Origin of the sequence: Nonomuraea gerenzanensis, assembly GCF_020215645.1 — a bacterium.
Classification (GTDB): Bacteria; Actinomycetota; Actinomycetes; order Streptosporangiales; family Streptosporangiaceae; genus Nonomuraea; species Nonomuraea gerenzanensis.
In genome coordinates this window covers 6,081,189-6,099,911 of record NZ_CP084058.1, presented here as the reverse complement: position 1 = coordinate 6,099,911, position 18,723 = coordinate 6,081,189, and the positions used below count along the sequence as shown (strand labels likewise).

Genomic DNA, 18,723 nt, shown 5'->3' with positions numbered 1-18,723 from the left:
ACTGACGCCCAGCCCTTGGACGGCGAACTGCGGCGGGCAGGCCCTGCGCAAGGACTCCAGCGCCGGTCAGATGCGGCTGAAACCCGCCCAGTTCTTGATCTTGAAGTTGCCGCCGCTGCGCTCCACCTCGGCCGCGCCGTGGCCGGGAAGGTGCGCGGGCAGGACGAGGGCCTTGTGATCGGCCGCCCACTCCAGCTCGCGGCGCCGCGTCGCGAGCGCCTGCTTCTCGTCCTCCTCGAAGCAGCTGTTGAACTCGGGGTGTTCGAGCTGCAGCGGCGTGTGGAGCAGGTCGCCGATGAACACCGCTCTGTCGTTGCCCGACTCCAGCCGGATCACGGACGAGCCGGGCGTGTGCCCGGCGGCGAGGTCCAGCCTCAGGCTGGAGTCGAGGGTGTACGAGCCCTCCCACAGCTTCACCAGGCCCGCCTCGCGCACCGGGAGGACGCTGTCCTCCCAGACGTTCTGGTTGCCCTGCCAGTACTTCGGCCGGACCGGGGCCTCGGGGTTCCAGAAGTCGAACTCGACCTTCGGGATCAGGTAGGTGGCGTTGGGGAAGGTGGGCACCCAGTCGCGGCCCTCGCGCCGGGTGTTCCACCCGACGTGGTCGTTGTGCAGGTGGGTGTTGACGACGACGTCCACGTCCTGCGGCCGGACGCCCGCGCGGGACAGCCGGCGCAGGAAACCGGTGTCCATGTACTGCCACTGCTTGGCGTACGGGCGGAACTTGTCGTTCCCGGCGCCGGTGTCGATCAGGATCGTCCTGCCCTCGCTGCGCAGCACCCAGGTCTGCAGAGCGGAGTTGACCATGTCGGTGCCCGGCTTCCAGAAGTCGGGGCTCAGCCAGCTCTTGTTCTCCCGCCACAGTTCCTCGGGACTGCCGGGGAAGAACTGGCGTGACGTCAGGCCGACGGGTCCGCTGTACTCCACGACGCGGGTGACGGTGACCTTGCCCAGCCGGATCGTCTCGACGCGGGCCAGGCTCCCGGAGGCCGCGGCGGCCGCGGCGGCGTCGGCGGGCCGGGCCGCCGCACTGCCCAGCAGCCCGGCGGCGCCGATGCCCGCTGCGATTCCGGCGAAGCCGCGCCGGCTCAGTGAAGGCTGCACGCTGTCCATTTCTGCACTCCGATCAGGTAACGCCCGGACCGTGACAGGCCGGGTACCCACCATCGTGCGGATCGCGGGCGCCGGCCGGTATCAGTCACCCGACTGCACCTCGATTTCGCCAGGTCAGGGGTGTCGGAATATCCCGGGTGGCGCACGCGTTGAAAGCCTGTCAAATTGCCCGGGACAATTGCGTGGTGGTAAAGAGTGGAAAGGCCGACAGTGGGCCGGGAAATCGAGACCGCGGAAATCACGCGCCGGCTCGCCACTGACCGGTCCCGCGCCGAGGTGCTGATTCTCACGGGCGACCCGGGCACCGGCAAGAGCGCGCTGCTCGACCTCGCGATCGATCACGCGCGGCGCCAGGGCGAACGGGTGCTGCGCGCAGTCGGCAGTGAGTCCGAGGCGCGCCTCGGGTTCGCGGGCCTGCACCAACTGCTCCGCCCGGTGCTCGGCGAGCTGGACGGCCTGCCGCCCCGGCAGCGCTCCGCGCTCCGGACCGTACTCGGGCTGGACGAAACGGCCGAGGCCCCCGACGGCATGCTCGTCGGTTCGGCCGTTCTCACGCTGGTCGCGGATCTGGCGCCGCTGCTCGTGGTGGTCGACGACGCGCAGTGGATCGACCGCGCGTCGCTGGACGTCCTGTCCTTCGTGGCCCGGCGCCTGGACGGCGAATCCGTCACGCTGCTGGTGGGCGTGCGCGCCGACGCCCCGCTGCCGGGGCTCGACAAGGGGTACGACCGCCTCGAGCTCGCCCCGCTGAGCGGACAGGCGGCCAACCGGCTGCTCGACCGGCAACCGGCGCCACCCACCGGCCGGGCCCGGGTGCGCATCCTGCAAGAGGCGGCCGGTAACCCGCTGGCCCTGATCGAGTTCGCCCGCGCCGGCGCGGGCCGGCACTCCGGCGGCAGCGGCGTGGAGGGCCCGCTGCCGCTCACCGACCGGCTGGAGCGGATCTTCGCGGAGCAGGCGCGGTTCCTGCCGGAGGCGACCCGCCGTTCCCTGCTGCTGCTCGCCGCCGCCGATCCGGCGGACGCGCCGACGGCCTCACGTGGCCTTCCCGAGGCCGGCGACCAGGCGTGGGTTCCCGCGGAGCGGGCCGGTCTCGTACGCCAGGACGGCGTCCGGATCTTCTTCCGTCACCCGCTCATCCGCTCGGCCGTCTACCACGCGGCCTCCTTCGAGGAACGCCGGCAGGCGCATCTCGCTCTCGCGGCACTGAGCGAGGAGCCCGACCGCCGCGCCTGGCACCTCGCCGCCGCTACGACCCGTCCCGACTCGTCCGTGTCGGACGCCCTGCGGCAGACGGCCGACCGGGCGCGGCGCCGGGGCGGTTACGCCGCTGCCGCCGCCGCCCTGGAGCGCGCCGCGGAGCTGAGCCCGCGGCGCGCCGACCGGGCGCTGCTGCTGGCCGAGGCCGCCGACCTGGCCGTCCTCACCGGTCAGCTCGGCTGGGTGGAACGGCTGGCCGCCGAGGTCCGCGAGCACAGCGACGACCCGGCGCTGATCAGCAGGGCCTCGCTGGCCGCGGGGCAGCTCATGGCCCTGCGCAGGAACCACGCGGCGGCCTTCGCCTCACTGACCCGCATCGCGAACGAGGCGGCCACCCACTCGTCCCGCGTCGGGGAGGAGGCGGCGACTCACCCGTCCGGCGTCGGGGAGGAGGAGGCGGCGACTCACTCGTCCCGTGTCGCGGAGGAGGCGGCGGACACTCGTTCGCCCCGAGTCATGGACGCGCTCGCCGCGGCCGCGGTGGTTCGCTACTACTCGGGCGAGGAGTCCCAGCGACAGCAGCTCGAGAACCTGCTCCCCGCACTGCCGGACCCCACCGTCAGGGACGCCCTGCGCGCCTGGGTGCAGGCCGTCTCCGACCCCCACGGCGCGGGCGCCCGCCTCGCCCCGGCGCTGCCCGCACTCATCGCCGGAGCCAAGGGCGACGCCGCCCTGCTGACCGCACTCGCCGTCGTGGCCTGGATCCTGGACCAGACCGCCCTGGCCGCCAAGACCTTCGACGAGGCGTACGTCCGCTGGCAGGCCCGCGGCGCGCTGCCGGACGGCCTGGGCAGCGCCGTCGGCTGGACGTACCTGGAGCAGGGCCGGTGGGCGGAGGCCCGCGAGGTGGCCGCCGAGATCGCGGCGGTGGCCTCGGCGGCCGGGCTGGACCACGCCGAGGCGTGCGCGCAGGTGCTCGACGCGACGGTGCTCGCGCTGCTCGGCCGGGCGGCCGAGGCGCGACGCGGCGCCGAGCGGGCGCTGGCCCTCGTCGATCCGCTGAAGAGCCGCTCCATCGCGGCCTCCGCCCGCCGGGCCCTCGGCCTGGCGGCAGTGGCCGAGGGGGACTACGACACCGCCTACGCGCAGTTCCGCGCCGCCTTCACCGACGACGGCGAGCCGGTTCACTACCACGTCTCCTACACCGTCCTGGCCGAACTCGCCGCGGCCGCCGTGCGCAAGGGACGGCAGGAGGACGCCGCCGCACTGCTGGAACGATCGGCGCGGCGCCTCGGCACGGGCATGTCGGCGCGGATCGCCGCGCTGCTCGACCGGGGCCGCGCCCTGCTCGCCGAACCCGGCCAGGCGGAACCGTACTTTCAGGCGGCGCTCGCGGACGACGCGGGCGAGCAGTGGCCGTTCGAGCGGGCACAGACCCTGCTCGACCATGGCGAGTGGCTCAGGAGGCAGCGGCGCATCGCCGAGGCCCGCCCCCTGCTGACCACGGCACTGGAAACCTTCCAGCGGCTCGGCGCGCGGCCCTGGATCGAGCGGGCGAAGGCGGAGCTGCGCGCCGCCGGCATCGAAGCCGCCGCCAGCGTGGTGCCCGGCGCCCTCACCGAGCTCAGCCCGCAGCAACAGCAGATCGTCCAGCTCGCGGCGCGCGGCCTGACGAACCGGGAGATCGGGGACCGGCTCTACCTCTCGCCGCGTACCGTCGGCTCCCACCTCTACCGGGTGTTCCCGAAGCTGGGGATCACGGCCCGGTCGCAGCTCCGCGACGTCATCGAAGGCGCCCTGCCCGGTGACCGCGCGCCGGCCGAGGTGCGCGCGGTCCTTGCGCCTCGTGCGTGAGCTGTGAACTTCGACCTGTATCAAAAGACTTTGACCGGGATCAGCCGCGACCCCGACTCTCGTCTTGAGGCAATCAGGTGATTCGGCCGCGGCCATGAAAGGCCCATGTCTCTTCTGTGAAGCGACTCGCGTGCGTCAACTCTTCAGGAGGCGCAGATGCAACAGAGAAAAAGCCGATGGCGGACGGCGCTCGCCGCCTTGGGTCTGGTGGTGATTGGTCCGATCGTCCTCGTCGCCCCACCACCGGCGATGGGGCAGAGCCTCCGTACGGCGACCGGCGCCGATTCCTGGCACCGCGACCCCCTTCCCTATTTCATTCACCAGGGATACGTCAACGGCGTCCTCAGGAACGTCGCGCGCATCGGGGAGGGAGAGCTCTACTGGACCGATTACGGCGCGCGGGTGACCGTCAGGTTCCCGCTCAAGGACTTCGCCACCGACGGGTACTGCGCAGCCGCCTATGTGGACGAATACCACTATGAGCCGATCAAGACGCACCCGCCGCAGCTGGAGTGCAACGGCGTCGACAAGTGGTTCGAGGTGAGCATGCCCTCGACGTCCCTGCGCGTCTGCTATATCACGGTACGGGTGGGGCGTCAGAAGACGAACGGCACCCTCGCGCCGGAGCAGGCCTCGGTCGTGGGCGGCTGGGGGAATCGCGACGGCTGCTGAACGGTATCGAGGGGCGGGAGCACCAGGTGCTCGCGCCCCTCAGTCCTGCCCCTGGAAGGCGAGCGCGACGGCGCCGGTAAGAAACCTGGCCTGCCCGTCCGGCGTTGATGTTGTTGTGGCGTACGTGGTCCAGTCCCGGTTCAGGCCGGCAGTCCCCACGGGCCGCGTCAACAGACAACTTGCCTGATCACAGGAGAAACGATGCCCTTCGTCGACCAGCTACCCGCTCTCCTAGGCGTCGTCGTCGGCGCGGTCGGCTCCTACGCCGCCTCCAGCCTCACCGAACGCGGCCGCTGGCGCCGCGCGAGAACCGAGCGATGGGACAGCGAGCGCTTCCACAGCTACGCCCGCTACGCCCACCTCCTGAAGATCCAGATCCACCTCGCCCAGCGCATCGGCGCCGCCCGCGGCTTACCCCGCACCGGCAACCCGATGGACATCGAGGAGGGGCTGGCCCAGCTCGACGAGGCCGAGACCAACCGGGCCGCCGAGTGGGAGAGCGCGGTGAGCCGCGCCCGCGACGCCTTCTACGCCGGCGCCCGCCGCGATCTCGGCATCGCAGGTCCGCCGCCACCCTCCGGCCAGTGGCCCCAGCCGTGGGAGATCGACGAGGCCGCCGACCCCGGCGCGGAGATCGGCGCTCAGCGGCGCCCTGAGGGCCCCGCGGTGCCGCCTGTTCCTGCGTGGATCATGACCGAGCCGCCGGACATCTTCCAGCGTGACGTCCTTCCGGCTCAGCCTCCGACGGCAGGGCGGGCGCGCTCACTGGCTGATGACTCCCCTGACGACACTCCTTAACTGGTTGGACGGTGCTGTCCAACCGTTTCGGGGTGCTTCTGGGCCAGGATCGCGGCGGATATCGTCACATGGGGCGCGGCCATCGAGGTACCGCTGAGCGTCTGGTAGCCGCCACCGGGTGCCGCGGCGACGATGTCCACGCCCGGCGCGGTGATGTCCGGCTTGATCGCATGATCACCCTGCCGCGGTCCCCAGCTGGAGAAGTCGGCGATCCGGTCCGACCTGTCGACCGCGCCGACGGTGAGAGCGGCGTCGGCGCTGCCGGGGCTCGATATTGTGCCGGGCCGGCCACTGTTGACGGCGGAGATGACGAACAGCGTGCCCGTCCGCTCCGACAGGGAATTCACCGCCTCTTCCAGGGGGTCGAGCTCCAGCGTGCCGGGCCCGCCGAGACTCATGTTGACGATCTCGACCTTGACTTCGAGGGCGCCCGTTCCATGCCCGCCAGGACGGCAGGGTCGGCGATACCGTTGGCACCGCCGACCTTGCCGATGGCCAGCTTGGCGTCGGGCGCGACACCCCGGTATTTCTCTCCGGCTCCGGCGACGGTCGAGGCGACGTGGGTGCCATGGCCGAGGGTGTCGCGGAGGTCAGGGTCCTCGCTGAAGTTGCGTTCGTAGGCCACTGTCCCCTTCAGATCTGGATGGTCGGGGTCGTAGCCGGAGTCGAGTACGGCCACGGTGACGCCCTTGCCGGTCAGGCCGACCTCCCAGGCCGTGGTCGCTCCGATCTGCTTGACGCTCTGATCGAGGTCGAAGAGCGGCGGCCGTCCAGCCAGAATTTCGTGTTCCCGGTGCCGAGGGCGCGGGGGCCCCTGGTCAGGTCCTTCCACGTCTGGCCCGCGCTTCCTTCGGCACACGCAGCGTGGTCATGCCGGCGCCGGCAAGCCGCCGGGCCTGGCGGGCGGCCGCGGGAGTCTGCGCCGACTGGGCGATCAGAGGGATGTCAAATCTGCGGGCATCGTCATAGCGCCAGGCCAGCGGCCAGGGCCGGGGACGACGCGGAAACCGTTGCCGGCGACCATCACCCGGTCGCCGGTGATCCATGTCACACTGCTCGACGTGCCGGGGCCGACGGGCGCGGCCGATGAGGGCGTGGGGATGGTAGTGGCCGCTCCCGCCAGCAGGGCGGCCATGAGCGCGTTGCGTAAGGTCATCGTGGGCCTCTCGGGCACGGGAAGATCGGCTGGTCTGTTGTTGCCAGCAGGTCCTGGACGGGTTCCCGCACCGGGCGCATGGCTGTCGAGAACTCGATTCGTCCCATCGGGAAACAGCAGGCATGACACGAACCCCACCGGAGGAGATGGTCGAGGCGGACGACGCCGAGCTCATCCGCCGGTCAATCGACGACCCGGAGCAGTTCGCCGGCGTGTTCGACCGGTATGTCGAGCAGATCCACCGCTATGTCGCGCGGCGGTTGGGCGTGCAGGCCGCCGACGACATTGTGGCGGAGACGTTCTTGACCGCCTTCCGCTCCCGCGCCTCCTACGATCACGCGCAGCCCCTGGCCAGGCCGTGGCTGTACGGCATCGCGACCAACCTCATCGCCAGGCAGCGACGCGACGAGGAGCGGTTCCTGCGGGCGCTGGCGCGCACCGGCGTGGAGCCGCCGCCTGAGTCGATGGCCGACGCGGTGATCGAGCGCGTGGCCGCGCAGGCCGAAGACCGCCGGCTAGCGGGGGCCCTGACGGGCCTGGCCAGCGGTGATCGCGACGTGCTGCTGCTGGTGGCGTTGGGAGAGCTGGCCTACGACGAGGTGGCGCAGGCGCTCGACATCCCGATCGGGACCGTGCGCTCGCGCCTGCACCGGGCCCGCAAACAAGCGCGGACCACCCTCGGCACCGGCCTTCACACGAGAGAGGATGCATGATGGATGAGTTCGGACGGTTCCTCGAGGCCACCCCGGCGATCACCGGTGAGGCGAAGGAGGCGGCGCGCACCCGGTTGCTGCAGGCCATCCGTGAGCCGGTCCCCATGTCGCCGATGCCCCCGCTGATGACCCCGCCGAGGCGGCGCAGGCCGCGCCTGGCCTGGCGGCTGGCGCTGGCTGCGTCGGTCGCGCTGGCCGTCGGCGCGGGCGTCCTCGCGGTGAGTGGCGATGAACAACCTGCCACCACCCCGGTCGCCAGCGTTCGGGATCTCGGCGACAAGGCGGCCAGGAGCGCCGAGACCGACCCGTACGAGATCACGCCGTCGCCGGGCCGCTGGCTGTACGTGAAGCAGACGATCGCTCCGCTCCGCAAGGAGCCGGAGCCCGAGGTGGATCGCGACAAGCGCATGACTCTTGAGACGTGGCACAGCTTGGACGGCAAGCAGATCGCGTTGGACAACGGGCGGGGCAAGCTCGTCACGGAGGAGTACGGCCCCGGCGTCACGGGCGCGGACCTGGCCAGGGCGCCGGTCACCCCCGAGGAAATGATCGCCAGGATCGGGGCGAGCGTCGATGCGACCCCCGTGACAGAGTTCGACGACGCCGACGCGACCAGGCAGGAGCGGATCTTCCGGACGATCTCCCAGTTGCTGGGCGAGCAGCCGTTGGTCGCCGACGTGCGGGCCGCGTTGTTCCGCGCGCTGCCCATGATCCAGGGGGTTTCGGTCAAGCAGGACGCGATCGACGCGGCAGGCCGTCACGGGGTCGCGTTCGGCTACACGGGAGCCTGGGAGCGCTCCGAGATCATTGTGAGCGCGCAGGACTACCGGTTCTTGGGCACGTACGGCGAGACGGTCGCCGATCGCACGTTCCCAATCAGCAAGATGACGGTCAGGGCAGGCACGCCGACGGTGTGGACCGCGAACATGGAGAGCCGGGTTGTCGATAGGCCGGGGGACCGGCCGTAGGGGAACAGCCACGACGCAGAATGACGCGGCCCATCGCTCGACGCTACGCGGCGTAGTCATGTCGGACGACACTTGATTGCCACGGGAGCCCAACGATGGGCGCGGCCACCAGGGCCATGGCGCACACCACGAAGGCGGCCGTGGTGGTCGTCGATGAACTGCTACGCCTGGCAAGATCGACAACGGATACGACGGAAGCGCCGTCTACGACCTGGACCGGTCGCGTGCGGTCAAGCCGTACCGACCCGCCAGACGCTGCCACGTCAGCTGAACGGTGAGGGTGCCGACGGTAGCGAGGGCGAAGCCGGCACCCACCCCCCAGGGCTCGATCAGCAACGCAGCCAGGACGCAGAACACGGCGAAGCCGATCAGCCCTTGCGGGATTCCACGCAGCACCTGCACCGCGGCGGCAGGGCCTCGCTGCGCCAGCACGAACGCGGTCAGCACACTTGTCGCGATGGGGAACGGCGCCAGCACACCCGTCGCCTGAGGGCCGAGGGCGCCGGCCGCGGTGGTGAGCGTCACCACGAGCACCGCGGTGGCGGCGGCTCGGCCGGGCAGATCCCACCACGGCCACCACCACATCGCAGTGCTCGGCGGCGACACCGGCACCGAGCCGGTCAGCCTGCGCACGCGCGGCGCCACCGAGGCGTTGACCGGAGCACGCCGGCCCGTTCCGTCATGGTAGGTACTCACCTGCCCGTTCCCGAACTGCGCGACGACGCCTATCGGGCGGCCTGGACGCTGCTGGCCACCGACCCGCAGCTCACCGCCATCTGCGCCACGACGGACGAGCACGCCCTGGGAGCGCTGCGCGCCGCCACCGAGGCCGGCCGCCGCATCGGCGATGACCTCGCCCTGTTCAGCATCGACGGAACAGAGACCGGGCCTCATCTCAACCCGGCCCTGACCGCCGTGACCACCCCGTTCGACACCCTCGGCGCCAGCGCCGTGAACGCCGCGCTCGATCCCTCCGGCGTGGCCGCAGTCGTCCGGCAACACCCACTCACTCTCACTGTGCGGCATGGCTGCGGCTGCCGACCATGACGACTTCGCCCAACAGCACGGCGCGAGCCTTCACCTGACCGCCCTGCAGAGAGCACCGGCCCGTCTCCTCGAGACCACCCGGGTGGGCGAACGCCTGCGCCTGCACCTCACCATCGAGATCGGGCTGGCCACCATCGCCTCCACACCCCGCCTGACCGCATTGGTGTTGAACGGTCCAGAGGCCCGTTGCTTCGTGCCGCAGGAAGTATTGGGGCTCAGGTTGAGAGGTGTACGTGATAATCATCCATCATCCCGTACATGAGCGATCGCAGCGGCGCCGCGACCAGGACAACCCCTCGCCGGGACGGGGCGCGACTCCAGCACGTCATCCGGTACATCGCCCAGTCCGGCGCAACGACCGCAGCACGGCGGGCGGCATGAGCGCCGCGCCGAAGATCTCCGCTCTGCGCGGCGGGCACATCACGCTCGCCGCGGCCGCCGACGCCTTCCTCGCCACCCCGCCCACCGCCAACCCCAACACCCACCGCGCCTACGCCTCGGCCATCGACCGCGTCACCGCCCTCTCGGCCGAGACCGTCCGCTCGCCGGCGTCACCGACGCCGAGATCGGCACCGCGCTCACCGAGCTGTGGGGCGCGAGCGCGCCTGCGACCTGGAACCGCAACCGTGCCGCCATCACCTCCTGGCTCACCTGGTGCCACACCAGGAAGCACTGGGCCGCCCCATCGGTCCCGGCCGACGCCGAACGCCGCAAGGAGAGCCCCGACGAGACCCGCGCGGTCGCCAAGACCACCATCCACCGGCTGCTGTCCCGCCGCGACATCCCGCTCCGCGAGGCTGTGCCGGATGCTGTACGAGACGGCGGCCCGGGCAGCGGAGATTCTGGCACCGAACGTCGAAGACCTCGACCTAGAGCACCGGCGCGCTCCCGTCCGCTCCAAAGGCGGCTCGACCGAGTGGGTCTACTGGGACAGCGGCACCGCCCACCTCCTGCCCAGACTCATCCGCCTCCCGGACGGCAGCACGCGCACCCACGGCCGTTGTTCGTGTCCGAACGCCGCCCCGTCCCCGCCCGCCGCCCGGCCGCCGCCGACATCTGCCCGCACACCGGCCACGCCCGCCTGGCTACGACCGCGCCCGCGTCCTGCTGGAGAAATACGCCGGGCTCGACCTGCACCAGCTGCGTCACAGTGCCGCCGCCCACCTCGGCGAGGCCGAAGTCCCGCTGCAGCTCGTCATGGGCAAGACCCGGCACACGAACCCCCGCACCGCCATGCGCTACGTCAAACCCGGCGCCGAGGCGATCGCCAAGGTCACCGAGGTCCTGGCACCCCGTCGCCGTACTCACTGATCCATCAGGTGCCCGTGAGGCAGGCCGACATGGCCATGAGCTAGCGAACTCCGTGAACACAGCCCGTGAGCATGGTTACTGAGCGCTACTTTTGGGCTGATTGCACCGACTCTCTTCCTTGAACTCCGGCGAGAACTGCCTGCGACGCCTCGTCACGTACCTACCTCTGATCTCACGGGAGTGGCCGACGCGGACACGGGGCACCTCTCGTGCCCATGTGCTGCGGTGGTCACAGGGGTGCGCTCGCGCGGAGGCGGGCGTGGCGGGCGTGGCGGGCGTGGCGGGCGGCCGAGTGTCGGGAGTATCCAATCAACGGACCGCCCGGCATCCTGAAGCCCGGCGCGGCGGGTTTGCCCCGTCGCGCCGGGCATGTCAGACGGTTCGCAGTGCCTCGGTGGGTTGCATGCGGGCCGCGCGGATGGCGGGCAGCAGCCCGGCGGTGGCGCCGATGGCGACGGCCGCGCCCAGCCCGCCGGCCCAGGCCAGCGGGGGTATCACGGTGGCCCAGTTGTTGATGTGGGTGTAGATGGTGGTGGCCAGGGCACCGAGGGCCACGCCGGCGAGGCCGCCGAGCGCGCCCAGCAGGATCGCCTCCGACAGGAACTGCAGGCGAATGTCTGCTCTGGTCGCTCCGAGGGAGCGGCGCAGGCCGATCTCGGAGCGGCGTTCCAGGACCGAGATCACCATGGTGTTGGCGACGCCGATGCCGCCGACGAGCAGTGCGACCGCGCCCAGGCCCAGGAACAGGCCGTTGAGCGCGGATTGGGCGGCCGCGCGGGCCACCAGGGCGGCGGAGGGCTGGCTGACGTTGACCTCGCCGGGATTGCGCGGGTTGGTGGTGGCGGCCAGTACCTTCCGCACACTGGGCACGTGGTCGGTGGACGCCCGCACGTAGATCGTGGTCGGATGGCCGTCGAAGCGCAGGTATTTTTCGGCGGCCGGATAGCCGACCAGTACCGCGGAGTCGATCTCCGGTGTCAGCGTCGCCGGGTTGAGGATTCCGGCGAGGTAGAACCACTGGCCGCCGACCCAGATGCGCGTCCCTTGGTGGATCTTCGCGATGCCGAGGCGCCGGGCGGCGTCGGCGCCGAGGACGGCGACCGGTTGCCGGGCGGTGGCGGCGTTGAGGTAGACGCCTTGGGCCAGGCTGGTGCGTACCGCGGCGGGCAGATCCAGGCTGGCCGCGTTGACGGTGAGGGAGTTGGTGTTGAACGCGGGGATGTAGGGGTTGCGGAAGGCGTTGGCCTTGGTCCTGCCGGTGTGTTCGACCTTCTCGACCGGGCCGATTCTGGCGATCATCTTCGGCGCGTCGCCGGGCAGCTTCGCGTTGTCGCCGCCGAGGGTCTGGCCGGGGGTGACGGTGAGCAGGTTGGTGCCCAGCTTGTCGATCTCGGCCAGCAGCCCGGCCTGGGAGGAGGCCGACAAGCCCAGCACGGCTACCATCGCGGCGACGCCGATGGCGATGCCGAGCGCGGACAGGGCCGCTCGCGTCCGGCGGGTGCGCAGGCCGAGGCCGGCCACCCGTGCCAGGTCGGCCGGATGCATCATGGGTTGCGCCGATCGGAGATGAGGTGCCCGTCCAGCACCTCGATGCGGCGGGGCAGCTTCGCGGCCAGTTCCCGGTCGTGTGTGATCATGATGATGGTGGCGCCTTCGGCGTTGAGCTCCTTGAGCAGTTTGAAGATGGCGGCTCCGGAGAGGCTGTCGAGGTTGCCGGTGGGCTCGTCGGCCAGCACGATCGCCGGGTTGCCGGCCAGCGCGCGGGCGATGGCGACCCGCTGCCGTTCGCCGCCCGACAGCTGCGGGGGGCGGTGGTTCAGGCGGTGCCCCAGTCCGACCCGTTCCAAGGTCTCGGACGCCGCCCGCAGCCGGGCGCGATGCCGGACGCCGGTGTAGAGCAGGCCGTCGGCCACGTTCTCCACAGCGGTGGCGTGCTGGGCGAGAAAGAACTGCTGGAAGACGAACCCGATCCGCGTCGCCCGCAGCCGGGCCAGGGCCCGGTCGGGCATGCTCGCGACGTCGTCGCCGACGACGCGCACCGTGCCCGAGGTGGGCCGGTCCAGGGTGCCCATGACCTGCAACAGCGTCGATTTGCCCGACCCGGACGGCCCCACGATGGCGACCAGTTCGCCGGCCTCGACGCTGAAGGTGGCCTCTCGCAGCGCCACCACCGGACGCGCGCCAGGGTAGACCTTGGTCACCCGGTCCAGCTCCAGGACGTTCGTCATGACGCCGGCACCACGATGCGCTGGCCTTCGGCCACGCCGTCGCCGGTGACCTCGACCCTGCCCTCGCTGTCGTCGAACAGCCCGGTCGTCACAGCGACCAGCCGATGCCCGCCACCGTCGTCCACGACCTCGACCGCATAACCGCCGCCGGCCAGGGCGAGCAGCGCGTTCACCGGCACCGACAGCACATTTTCGGCGGTGCCGGTGACGATCGCGACCTGGACCGGCGCCTTGTCCAGGCTGCCGGTCCGCTTCGGGCTGGTCGGCCGGATCTTCACCTCGATGGTGGCCCCGGTGTCGGAGGTGGTGGCGACCTTGCCGACCTCGGCGACCACGCCCGGCACCGTCGTGCCGTTCGGCAGCGTGATGACCACCTTGTCGCCGGCGGCGACCTGGCTCTGCTGGCCGGCGTTCAGCTCGACGGTGACCTGCCGGGCGGTGGATGACACCTGCAGTACCACGGTCCCGGCCGCCGTCCGCGCGCCGCTGACCGCGTTCACCTTCAGCACCCGGATCGCCTTGGCTGGGACGAACACCGCCTGGCCGAGCGCGAGGCTGCCCGACTCTTCCAGCCCGGCCTTGTCCTGCAGATCCCTGAGCGCGTTGTAGGTGGCCCTGCCGAAGTAGTCGGATCCGGGGTCGAGTTCGTCCTCGGTGGCGTGGCCGAGCCTCACCAGCGCGGCGTTGAGCTGCTGAACGTCGGCACCCTCGGCCCCCCACGACAGCGAACGGTAGACGGGAACCGCGCCATGCAGGAGCACCACGGACTTGCCGTCCACCCGGTAGAGCACCTTGCCCGCCTTGACCACCTGACCGACCGCGGGCAGTTCGGTCACCGTACCGGCGGCCTGATTGACGATCGGGTAGTCGCCCGCGTACCCGAGCGTGCCGTTCTGCAAGGTACGGGCCGACAGCGTGCCCTTGGTCACCTGTGCCAGCCCGGTCCTGGCGGTGCTCCGGGCGGTGCTGCTCGCGGCGGGCGCGGCGGACGGACCGTCGCGCAGCATCCAGACTCCCCCGGCGACCACCGCGCCGGCCACCACCAGCGCGGTAGCCCAGCGCAGCGCGCTCAATTGCCGCCGCCGGTCTTGCCGGGGGTCAGGTTCCTGATGCTCTGCGGCTGGTAGTGCTCGCAGGCTTGTTCGGCCTTCTTGAACTGCGGCGTGTTCGGGTCGTCGTCGAGTTTGAAGCCGCCGTTCGCGTCAGGGTCGGGGAACGACGGCACGCCGTTGTCGCGCATGCAGGCGGCGTACTTGAGCTTGTCCGCCGTGGACCATGTCGCGCCGGGGTCGTTCTGCGGGGGCGGGGCGGGCATGAACTCCTTGCACGCTTCGGCGGCCTGCTTGAACACCGGGGAGTTGAGGTCGATCCCGTCTCCCATGCCGACGCCGGGCTCCGGGTCCTTGAAGTCCGGCACGCCGTTCTCGCGGACACATCGGGCGAAGGCCACCGGATCGGCCTTGGAACCGCCCTGCGGGGCGGCGGACGCCGTCCCGGCCTGCGGGGCCATGGATGCCACGGTTCTGGCAGGTTCCTGGCTGTTTCCGCAGGCCGCGCCGGTCAGCGCGACGGCGGCCAGCGCGATCGTGGCCAGTGCGGCGCTTCTGTGCGTGCGCTTCAGGCTGGGGGTGCTTGCCATGTCGTTCTCCATCGTGTGCAGGTGGATATGGGCCCCGCTCCAGGACGGCACATGCCGTGGCCGCCCCGGCGACAGAGCGAGGGCTGCGCCGGCTATTTCGCGGGCACGGCGGTGCCGTCGCAGCCGCGGTCGATGCGGCCGGTGTTGAAGTACGACACGGCTTCGGCAGCGCAGTCCGGCACGCGCATGACGGACCCGTGCACGTCATCGGCGACGGTGTAGATGGTCCCGCCGATGGCGGCGTGCATCTGCTTGGTCCACTCGTACAGGGAGACCGCTTCGTAGCGGTGTCCGGCCAGCACCAGCGACCCGCCGCCGCGGCGCACCTTGATCTTCTGCACCGGCAGCGGCCAGCCCGCGCACTGGGCGGAGAAGCGGCTGGCCCGCCCGGTGATCGGATTACGCTTGAGCCGTCGCTCGTAGGTGGCCCAGGCGTCGGAGAAACCGAGCCGGCTGGGGTCCTCGTTGCAGAAGACGGCCTGGCCGGCGGTCGCGTTGAACCGCTCCGGGGCTCCGGCCGGTGGGCGCTGCAGAGCGCCCTGCCCGAGGAGCTTCTTCAGGGCGGGAGGCGCGGTGTCGCTCTCCTCCCGCATCTCCTTGAACGCCTGGGCGACCTGCGGCCAGTCGGGTGCGCTCTGGATGGCGAGTATGGCGACCGTGGCGCCATCGGCGACCATCTCCCAGTCGCTGTAGTGCCTCGGGGTCTCATCGTAGGCGCGGCCGAGCGCCAGTACCGTGGCCCGCACCTGCTTGACGGTGCTGCCGAGGCCGTAGGTGCCGTCGCGCTTGGCGATCCAGGCCGCCATCCGCGCGAAGTGGCGCTCGGTGCCCGCGGCGTGGCCGTCCTCGAAGTCGTCCAGCCGGAAGTTCACCGGCGCCACGCTGTCCAGGAACATGCGTCCGACGCTGCCGGGGAACGTGCTGCGGTAGACCGCGCCGAGCCAGGTGCCCCAGGAGATGCCCAGGTAGCTGAGCTTGCGCTCGCCCAGCGCGATCCGCACCCGGTCCAGGTCGCGGGCCGAGTTCAGGGTGGTGAGCTGGCCGAGGAAGGCGGGATCGAAGTCCCCGCACGCCTTGTTCGCCGCGACTCCGCTGTCGTGGATGAGCTTGGCCGTCTCCTTCGGCAGCGGTCCAGGCTCGGGCGGCACGCCCTGGCCCTGCGGAGCCGGGCAGTCCGCCTTGGTGCTGTAGCCGACCCCTCGCGGGTCGAAGCCGATCAGGTCGTAACGCTCGTTGAGGCGGGCGTTCGCCTGGTCCATCGAGGCGATCTGCAAGGGGAACAGATATCCGGAGGCGCCTGGCCCGCCCGGGTTGAGCGCCAGACTGCCCAGCCGGCGCTTGCGGTCGACGGCCTTGACCCGGGTGATCGCGATGGTGATCTGCCGTCCGCGTGGTTTGCGGTAGTCCAGCGGAACGCTGACGGTTCCGCACTCCATCCGGCCCAGCAGCGCACGGAACTTCCGCCGTTGCCCGTCGGTGACGGCGAGGGTACGAATCACGTCGTCGGAATAGGCGGGACAGGACCGCCATCTCACCGAGGCCAGGTCCTGTCCACTCGCGGCCGTCGCGCCGGGCGAGCCTGCGATCAGCGCAGTCAAGGTGACGGCGCCGGCGGTCGCGGCGGCGACCGCGCGGCCGGTCAGAGATCCACGTTCAGTCATGCGGCCCACCTTGCTGGCCGCGGTCGTGCACCCGCGTCCGCCCGCAGCCATACGCGCGCATCTGTCCGCGGATGTAGCCGGGCGCCGCCGCATCAGTCTTACGACAGACGCGGGCGCATCGCGCCTGGCCATAAGCTCACAGGACTATGACGGCTCTTCGCGCGTGGCCACGCTCGCCGACGCTGCGGGACGCGGCACTGGCCGCCGTGCTGCTCGCGATCTGCGTGCTGGTCAACGCCCCGAACGCGATCGTGGGCAACACCGCGGGTACCCCTGTCGCCGGACAAGACGCACAACTCGCCCTGTGGTGGGCGGCGACTGCGCTCGGCGCCTCAGGCGTCGCGCTCCGTCGGCGATGGCCGCTGCCGATGCTCGCCGCCTGCGTGCTGGCCGTTGGGGTGCACGTGGCGGAGGCCGCACCCCTCATGATCATCGACCTGAGCGTGCTGGTCCTGCTCTGCACCGTCGCCACCCGCTACCCGCGGCTCATCTCACTCGCGGCCCTGACCTGCGTCCTGCTCCTGACCACCGGATGGAGCCTGTACGGCGAACGCCCGCTACCCGGCCCGGCCGAAGTGCTCTCCACCGGTCCCGGCCTCGGCAGCCCATCCGGGCCGAAGGAGGTCATGCGAGTCCACCACCAGGCCTCGGCCGACATCTGGAGCGGCCTGTCCGTACTCGGTTCGGCCCTCATCGCCTCCTGGGCCATTGGCTCCGGCGCCCGCAGCCGCCGCGCCTACCTCGACGAACTCCACGCCCACGCCCGAGACCTCGAACGCGAGCGCGACCAGCAGGCCGCGCTCGCCGTGGCCGCCGAACGCGCCCGGATCAGCCGCGAACTGCACGACGTCGTGGCCCACGGCCTGTCCCTCATGGTGATCCAGGCCCAAGGCGGCGCCGCCGCGCTCGACAACGACCCGGCCGGCACCCGCACCGCGCTGGACACGATCGTCAGCACCGGCCGCGCCTCCCTCGCCGACATGCGCCGCGTGCTCGCCGCGGTCGGCGAGGTGGACGACGCCTGGCATCCGCAGCCCGGCCTCGCACACCTGCCCACCCTGCTCGTGCAGGTCAACGAGGCAGGCACGCCGGTACGGCTGCACGTCGAGGGCTCACCCGTGCCCCTGCCCACGACCATGGATCTGTCGGCCTACCGCATCGTGCAGGAATCCTTGACCAACACCATGAAACACGCCGGAACGGGCGCCACCGCCAGCGTCGTCCTCACCTACCGCGACACGGAGATCGGCATCGAGATCAGCGACACCGGCTGCGGCAGAGCCACGATCACCGACGGCGGCAACGGCCTGCGCGGCATGCGCGAGCGCGTCAAACTCCTCGGCGGCACCTTCGCGGCCGGCCCCGAACCTCGGGGGGGCTTCACGGTGCGCGCAGCACTGCCGATCCAGGGACCCGCCGCATGATCCGCATACTCCTCGCCGACGACCAGGCCCTCGTCCGTACCGGCTTCCGCATGATCCTCGACAACGCCGACGACATGCAGGTCGTCGGCGAGGCAGCCGACGGCGCGCAGGCCGCGGAGCTGGCCCTCGAACTCCAGCCCGACATCGTGCTCATGGACGTCCGGATGCCCGAGGTCGACGGCGTCGAGGCGACCCGCCGCATCTGCGCTGGAACCGACCGGATCCGGGTGCTGATCCTGACGACCTTCGACCTCGACGAGTACGTCTACGCCGCCCTCCATGCCGGTGCCAGCGGATTCCTCCTCAAGGACACCCTCGCCCCCGACCTGCTCTCGGCCATCCGTGTGGTCGCACGCGGCGACGCTGTCGTCGCGCCCAGCGTGACCCGCCGCCTCCTCGAACGCTACGTCGGCATCGGCGTTGCCCAGCCCGTACCCGCCGCCGGGCTCGACGCCCTGACCGAACGCGAACGCGAGGTGCTGAGCCTCATCGCCCGCGGCCTGTCCAACACCGAGATCGCCGGCATCCTCTTTCTGTCCGAGGGCACCGTCAAAACTCATGTCAGCCGCGTGCTGGCCAAACTCGGCCTACGCGACCGTGTCCAAGCCGTGGTCTTCGCCTACGAGAGCGGCCTGGTACGCACCGGAGCCACCTAACGATCATGGGTCGCGAAGTTCTGGGCGTATGCGACCGGCCCAGTCGGTCAAGCCGCCACACCAAGCGGCCCATTCACCAGCGGCAAGGCCACCATTCTCTGGCTCTACCTACGTCCTCAGCCCCTGCAATGCCTCACCAGCCCCGGCCTGACCAGCCAGATCGGCACCCTGATCGCCAAGAGCACGTCGCCGCCACCCGACTGTGGCATGAGTGCAGAGGCGGGTGGTGTCCTGCTCGGCCACGGCGGCTCCAGTGATGGCCGTTTCGCGCCGCTGCTGTTCG

The 18,723-nt window shown here is 71.1% G+C and carries 20 protein-coding genes; 10 read left to right on the top strand and 10 right to left on the bottom strand.

Annotated features, from left to right (window positions below):
* Positions 1–66: 66 nt before the first annotated feature.
* Positions 67–1,113 carry an MBL fold metallo-hydrolase gene (locus tag LCN96_RS28590; protein ID WP_225265506.1) on the bottom strand — a complete coding sequence of 349 codons (1,047 nt, stop codon included), beginning with the start codon at positions 1,111–1,113 and terminating at the stop codon, positions 67–69.
* A 195-nt stretch (positions 1,114–1,308) separates the two neighbouring features.
* On the opposite strand from LCN96_RS28590, the gene LCN96_RS28585 reads away from it, so the two are divergent.
* The 3 genes from LCN96_RS28585 (at position 1,309) to LCN96_RS28575 (ending at position 5,637) form a co-directional block, all read left to right on the top strand.
* Positions 1,309–4,167: a helix-turn-helix transcriptional regulator gene (locus LCN96_RS28585; protein WP_225265505.1), complete on the top strand. Its 2,859-nt coding sequence runs from the start codon at positions 1,309–1,311 to the stop codon at positions 4,165–4,167.
* Positions 4,168–4,323: 156 nt separating this feature from the next.
* Positions 4,324–4,839, top strand: coding sequence for a hypothetical protein (locus LCN96_RS28580; RefSeq protein ID WP_225265504.1), 516 nt, complete (start codon positions 4,324–4,326; stop codon positions 4,837–4,839).
* A 201-nt stretch (positions 4,840–5,040) separates the two neighbouring features.
* Positions 5,041–5,637 (top strand): hypothetical protein, encoded by a 597-nt coding sequence (locus LCN96_RS28575; RefSeq protein ID WP_225265503.1) that lies wholly within the window; start codon positions 5,041–5,043, stop codon positions 5,635–5,637.
* Here LCN96_RS28575 and LCN96_RS56720 read toward each other — a convergent pair.
* Positions 5,634–6,035 carry a S8 family serine peptidase gene (locus LCN96_RS56720; RefSeq protein WP_263657331.1) on the bottom strand — a complete coding sequence of 134 codons (402 nt, stop codon included), beginning with the start codon at positions 6,033–6,035 and terminating at the stop codon, positions 5,634–5,636. The two genes, LCN96_RS28575 and LCN96_RS56720, sit on opposite strands and share 4 nt — an antisense overlap.
* Positions 6,032–6,469, bottom strand: a complete 438-nt coding sequence (locus tag LCN96_RS56715; RefSeq protein ID WP_263657330.1) for a S8 family peptidase — start codon at positions 6,467–6,469, stop codon at positions 6,032–6,034. The genes LCN96_RS56720 and LCN96_RS56715 overlap by 4 nt, the downstream gene beginning before the upstream one ends.
* Positions 6,470–6,915: 446 nt before the next feature.
* On the opposite strand from LCN96_RS56715, the gene LCN96_RS28565 reads away from it, so the two are divergent.
* Together LCN96_RS28565 and LCN96_RS28560 are read left to right on the top strand one after the other, a co-directional pair.
* Positions 6,916–7,506 (top strand): RNA polymerase sigma factor, encoded by a 591-nt coding sequence (locus tag LCN96_RS28565; protein ID WP_225265502.1) that lies wholly within the window; start codon positions 6,916–6,918, stop codon positions 7,504–7,506.
* Positions 7,503–8,474, top strand: a complete 972-nt coding sequence (locus LCN96_RS28560; protein ID WP_225265501.1) for a CU044_5270 family protein — start codon at positions 7,503–7,505, stop codon at positions 8,472–8,474. Before LCN96_RS28565 ends, LCN96_RS28560 begins: the two co-directional genes overlap by 4 nt.
* 204 nt (positions 8,475–8,678) lie before the next feature.
* Here LCN96_RS28560 and LCN96_RS57480 read toward each other — a convergent pair whose 3' ends face one another.
* The gene (locus LCN96_RS57480; protein WP_397351731.1) at positions 8,679–9,170 is read right to left on the bottom strand and encodes a hypothetical protein; all 492 of its coding nucleotides are present in this window, start codon (positions 9,168–9,170) and stop codon (positions 8,679–8,681) included.
* Between LCN96_RS57480 and LCN96_RS57475 the strand changes: the two genes are divergently transcribed.
* Together LCN96_RS57475 and LCN96_RS28550 are read left to right on the top strand one after the other, a co-directional pair.
* Positions 9,156–9,521: a substrate-binding domain-containing protein gene (locus LCN96_RS57475; RefSeq protein WP_397351730.1), complete on the top strand. Its 366-nt coding sequence runs from the start codon at positions 9,156–9,158 to the stop codon at positions 9,519–9,521. The two genes, LCN96_RS57480 and LCN96_RS57475, sit on opposite strands and share 15 nt — an antisense overlap.
* The gene (locus LCN96_RS28550) at positions 9,499–9,783 is read left to right on the top strand and encodes a hypothetical protein (RefSeq protein ID WP_225265499.1); all 285 of its coding nucleotides are present in this window, start codon (positions 9,499–9,501) and stop codon (positions 9,781–9,783) included. The genes LCN96_RS57475 and LCN96_RS28550 overlap by 23 nt, the downstream gene beginning before the upstream one ends.
* 698 nt (positions 9,784–10,481) lie before the next feature.
* Here LCN96_RS28550 and LCN96_RS28545 read toward each other — a convergent pair.
* Positions 10,482–10,736: a hypothetical protein gene (locus tag LCN96_RS28545; RefSeq protein ID WP_225265498.1), complete on the bottom strand. Its 255-nt coding sequence runs from the start codon at positions 10,734–10,736 to the stop codon at positions 10,482–10,484.
* On the opposite strand from LCN96_RS28545, the gene LCN96_RS57470 reads away from it, so the two are divergent.
* Entirely contained in the window at positions 10,653–10,832 is a 180-nt protein-coding gene (locus tag LCN96_RS57470; protein WP_225276079.1) for a tyrosine-type recombinase/integrase, read from the top strand. The genes LCN96_RS28545 and LCN96_RS57470 overlap by 84 nt on opposite strands.
* A gap of 372 nt (positions 10,833–11,204) precedes the next feature.
* Here the strand turns inward: LCN96_RS57470 and LCN96_RS28535 are convergent, their stop codons facing one another.
* The 5 genes from LCN96_RS28535 to LCN96_RS28515 all read right to left on the bottom strand — a co-directional run bounded on the left by LCN96_RS28535 (position 11,205) and on the right by LCN96_RS28515 (position 16,360).
* Positions 11,205–12,380, bottom strand: a complete 1,176-nt coding sequence (locus LCN96_RS28535) for an ABC transporter permease (protein WP_318528315.1) — start codon at positions 12,378–12,380, stop codon at positions 11,205–11,207.
* Positions 12,377–13,060 (bottom strand): ABC transporter ATP-binding protein, encoded by a 684-nt coding sequence (locus LCN96_RS28530; RefSeq protein WP_225265497.1) that lies wholly within the window; start codon positions 13,058–13,060, stop codon positions 12,377–12,379. The genes LCN96_RS28535 and LCN96_RS28530 overlap by 4 nt, the downstream gene beginning before the upstream one ends.
* Complete coding sequence (locus tag LCN96_RS28525) at positions 13,057–14,133, bottom strand: efflux RND transporter periplasmic adaptor subunit (protein WP_225265496.1); 1,077 nt, start codon at positions 14,131–14,133, stop codon at positions 13,057–13,059. The genes LCN96_RS28530 and LCN96_RS28525 overlap by 4 nt, the downstream gene beginning before the upstream one ends.
* Positions 14,130–14,699, bottom strand: a complete 570-nt coding sequence (locus tag LCN96_RS28520; protein WP_225265495.1) for a hypothetical protein — start codon at positions 14,697–14,699, stop codon at positions 14,130–14,132. The genes LCN96_RS28525 and LCN96_RS28520 overlap by 4 nt, the downstream gene beginning before the upstream one ends.
* Positions 14,700–14,791: 92 nt before the next feature.
* Positions 14,792–16,360, bottom strand: a complete 1,569-nt coding sequence (locus tag LCN96_RS28515; protein WP_225265494.1) for an alpha/beta fold hydrolase — start codon at positions 16,358–16,360, stop codon at positions 14,792–14,794.
* Between the two features lie 146 nt (positions 16,361–16,506).
* Between LCN96_RS28515 and LCN96_RS28510 the strand changes: the two genes are divergently transcribed.
* Positions 16,507–17,784, top strand: a complete 1,278-nt coding sequence (locus tag LCN96_RS28510) for a sensor histidine kinase (protein WP_225265493.1) — start codon at positions 16,507–16,509, stop codon at positions 17,782–17,784.
* On the top strand, positions 17,781–18,440 hold the full coding sequence (locus LCN96_RS28505; RefSeq protein WP_225265492.1) for a response regulator: 660 nt from the start codon (positions 17,781–17,783) through the stop codon (positions 18,438–18,440). The genes LCN96_RS28510 and LCN96_RS28505 overlap by 4 nt, the downstream gene beginning before the upstream one ends.
* Positions 18,441–18,723: the final 283 nt, after the last annotated feature.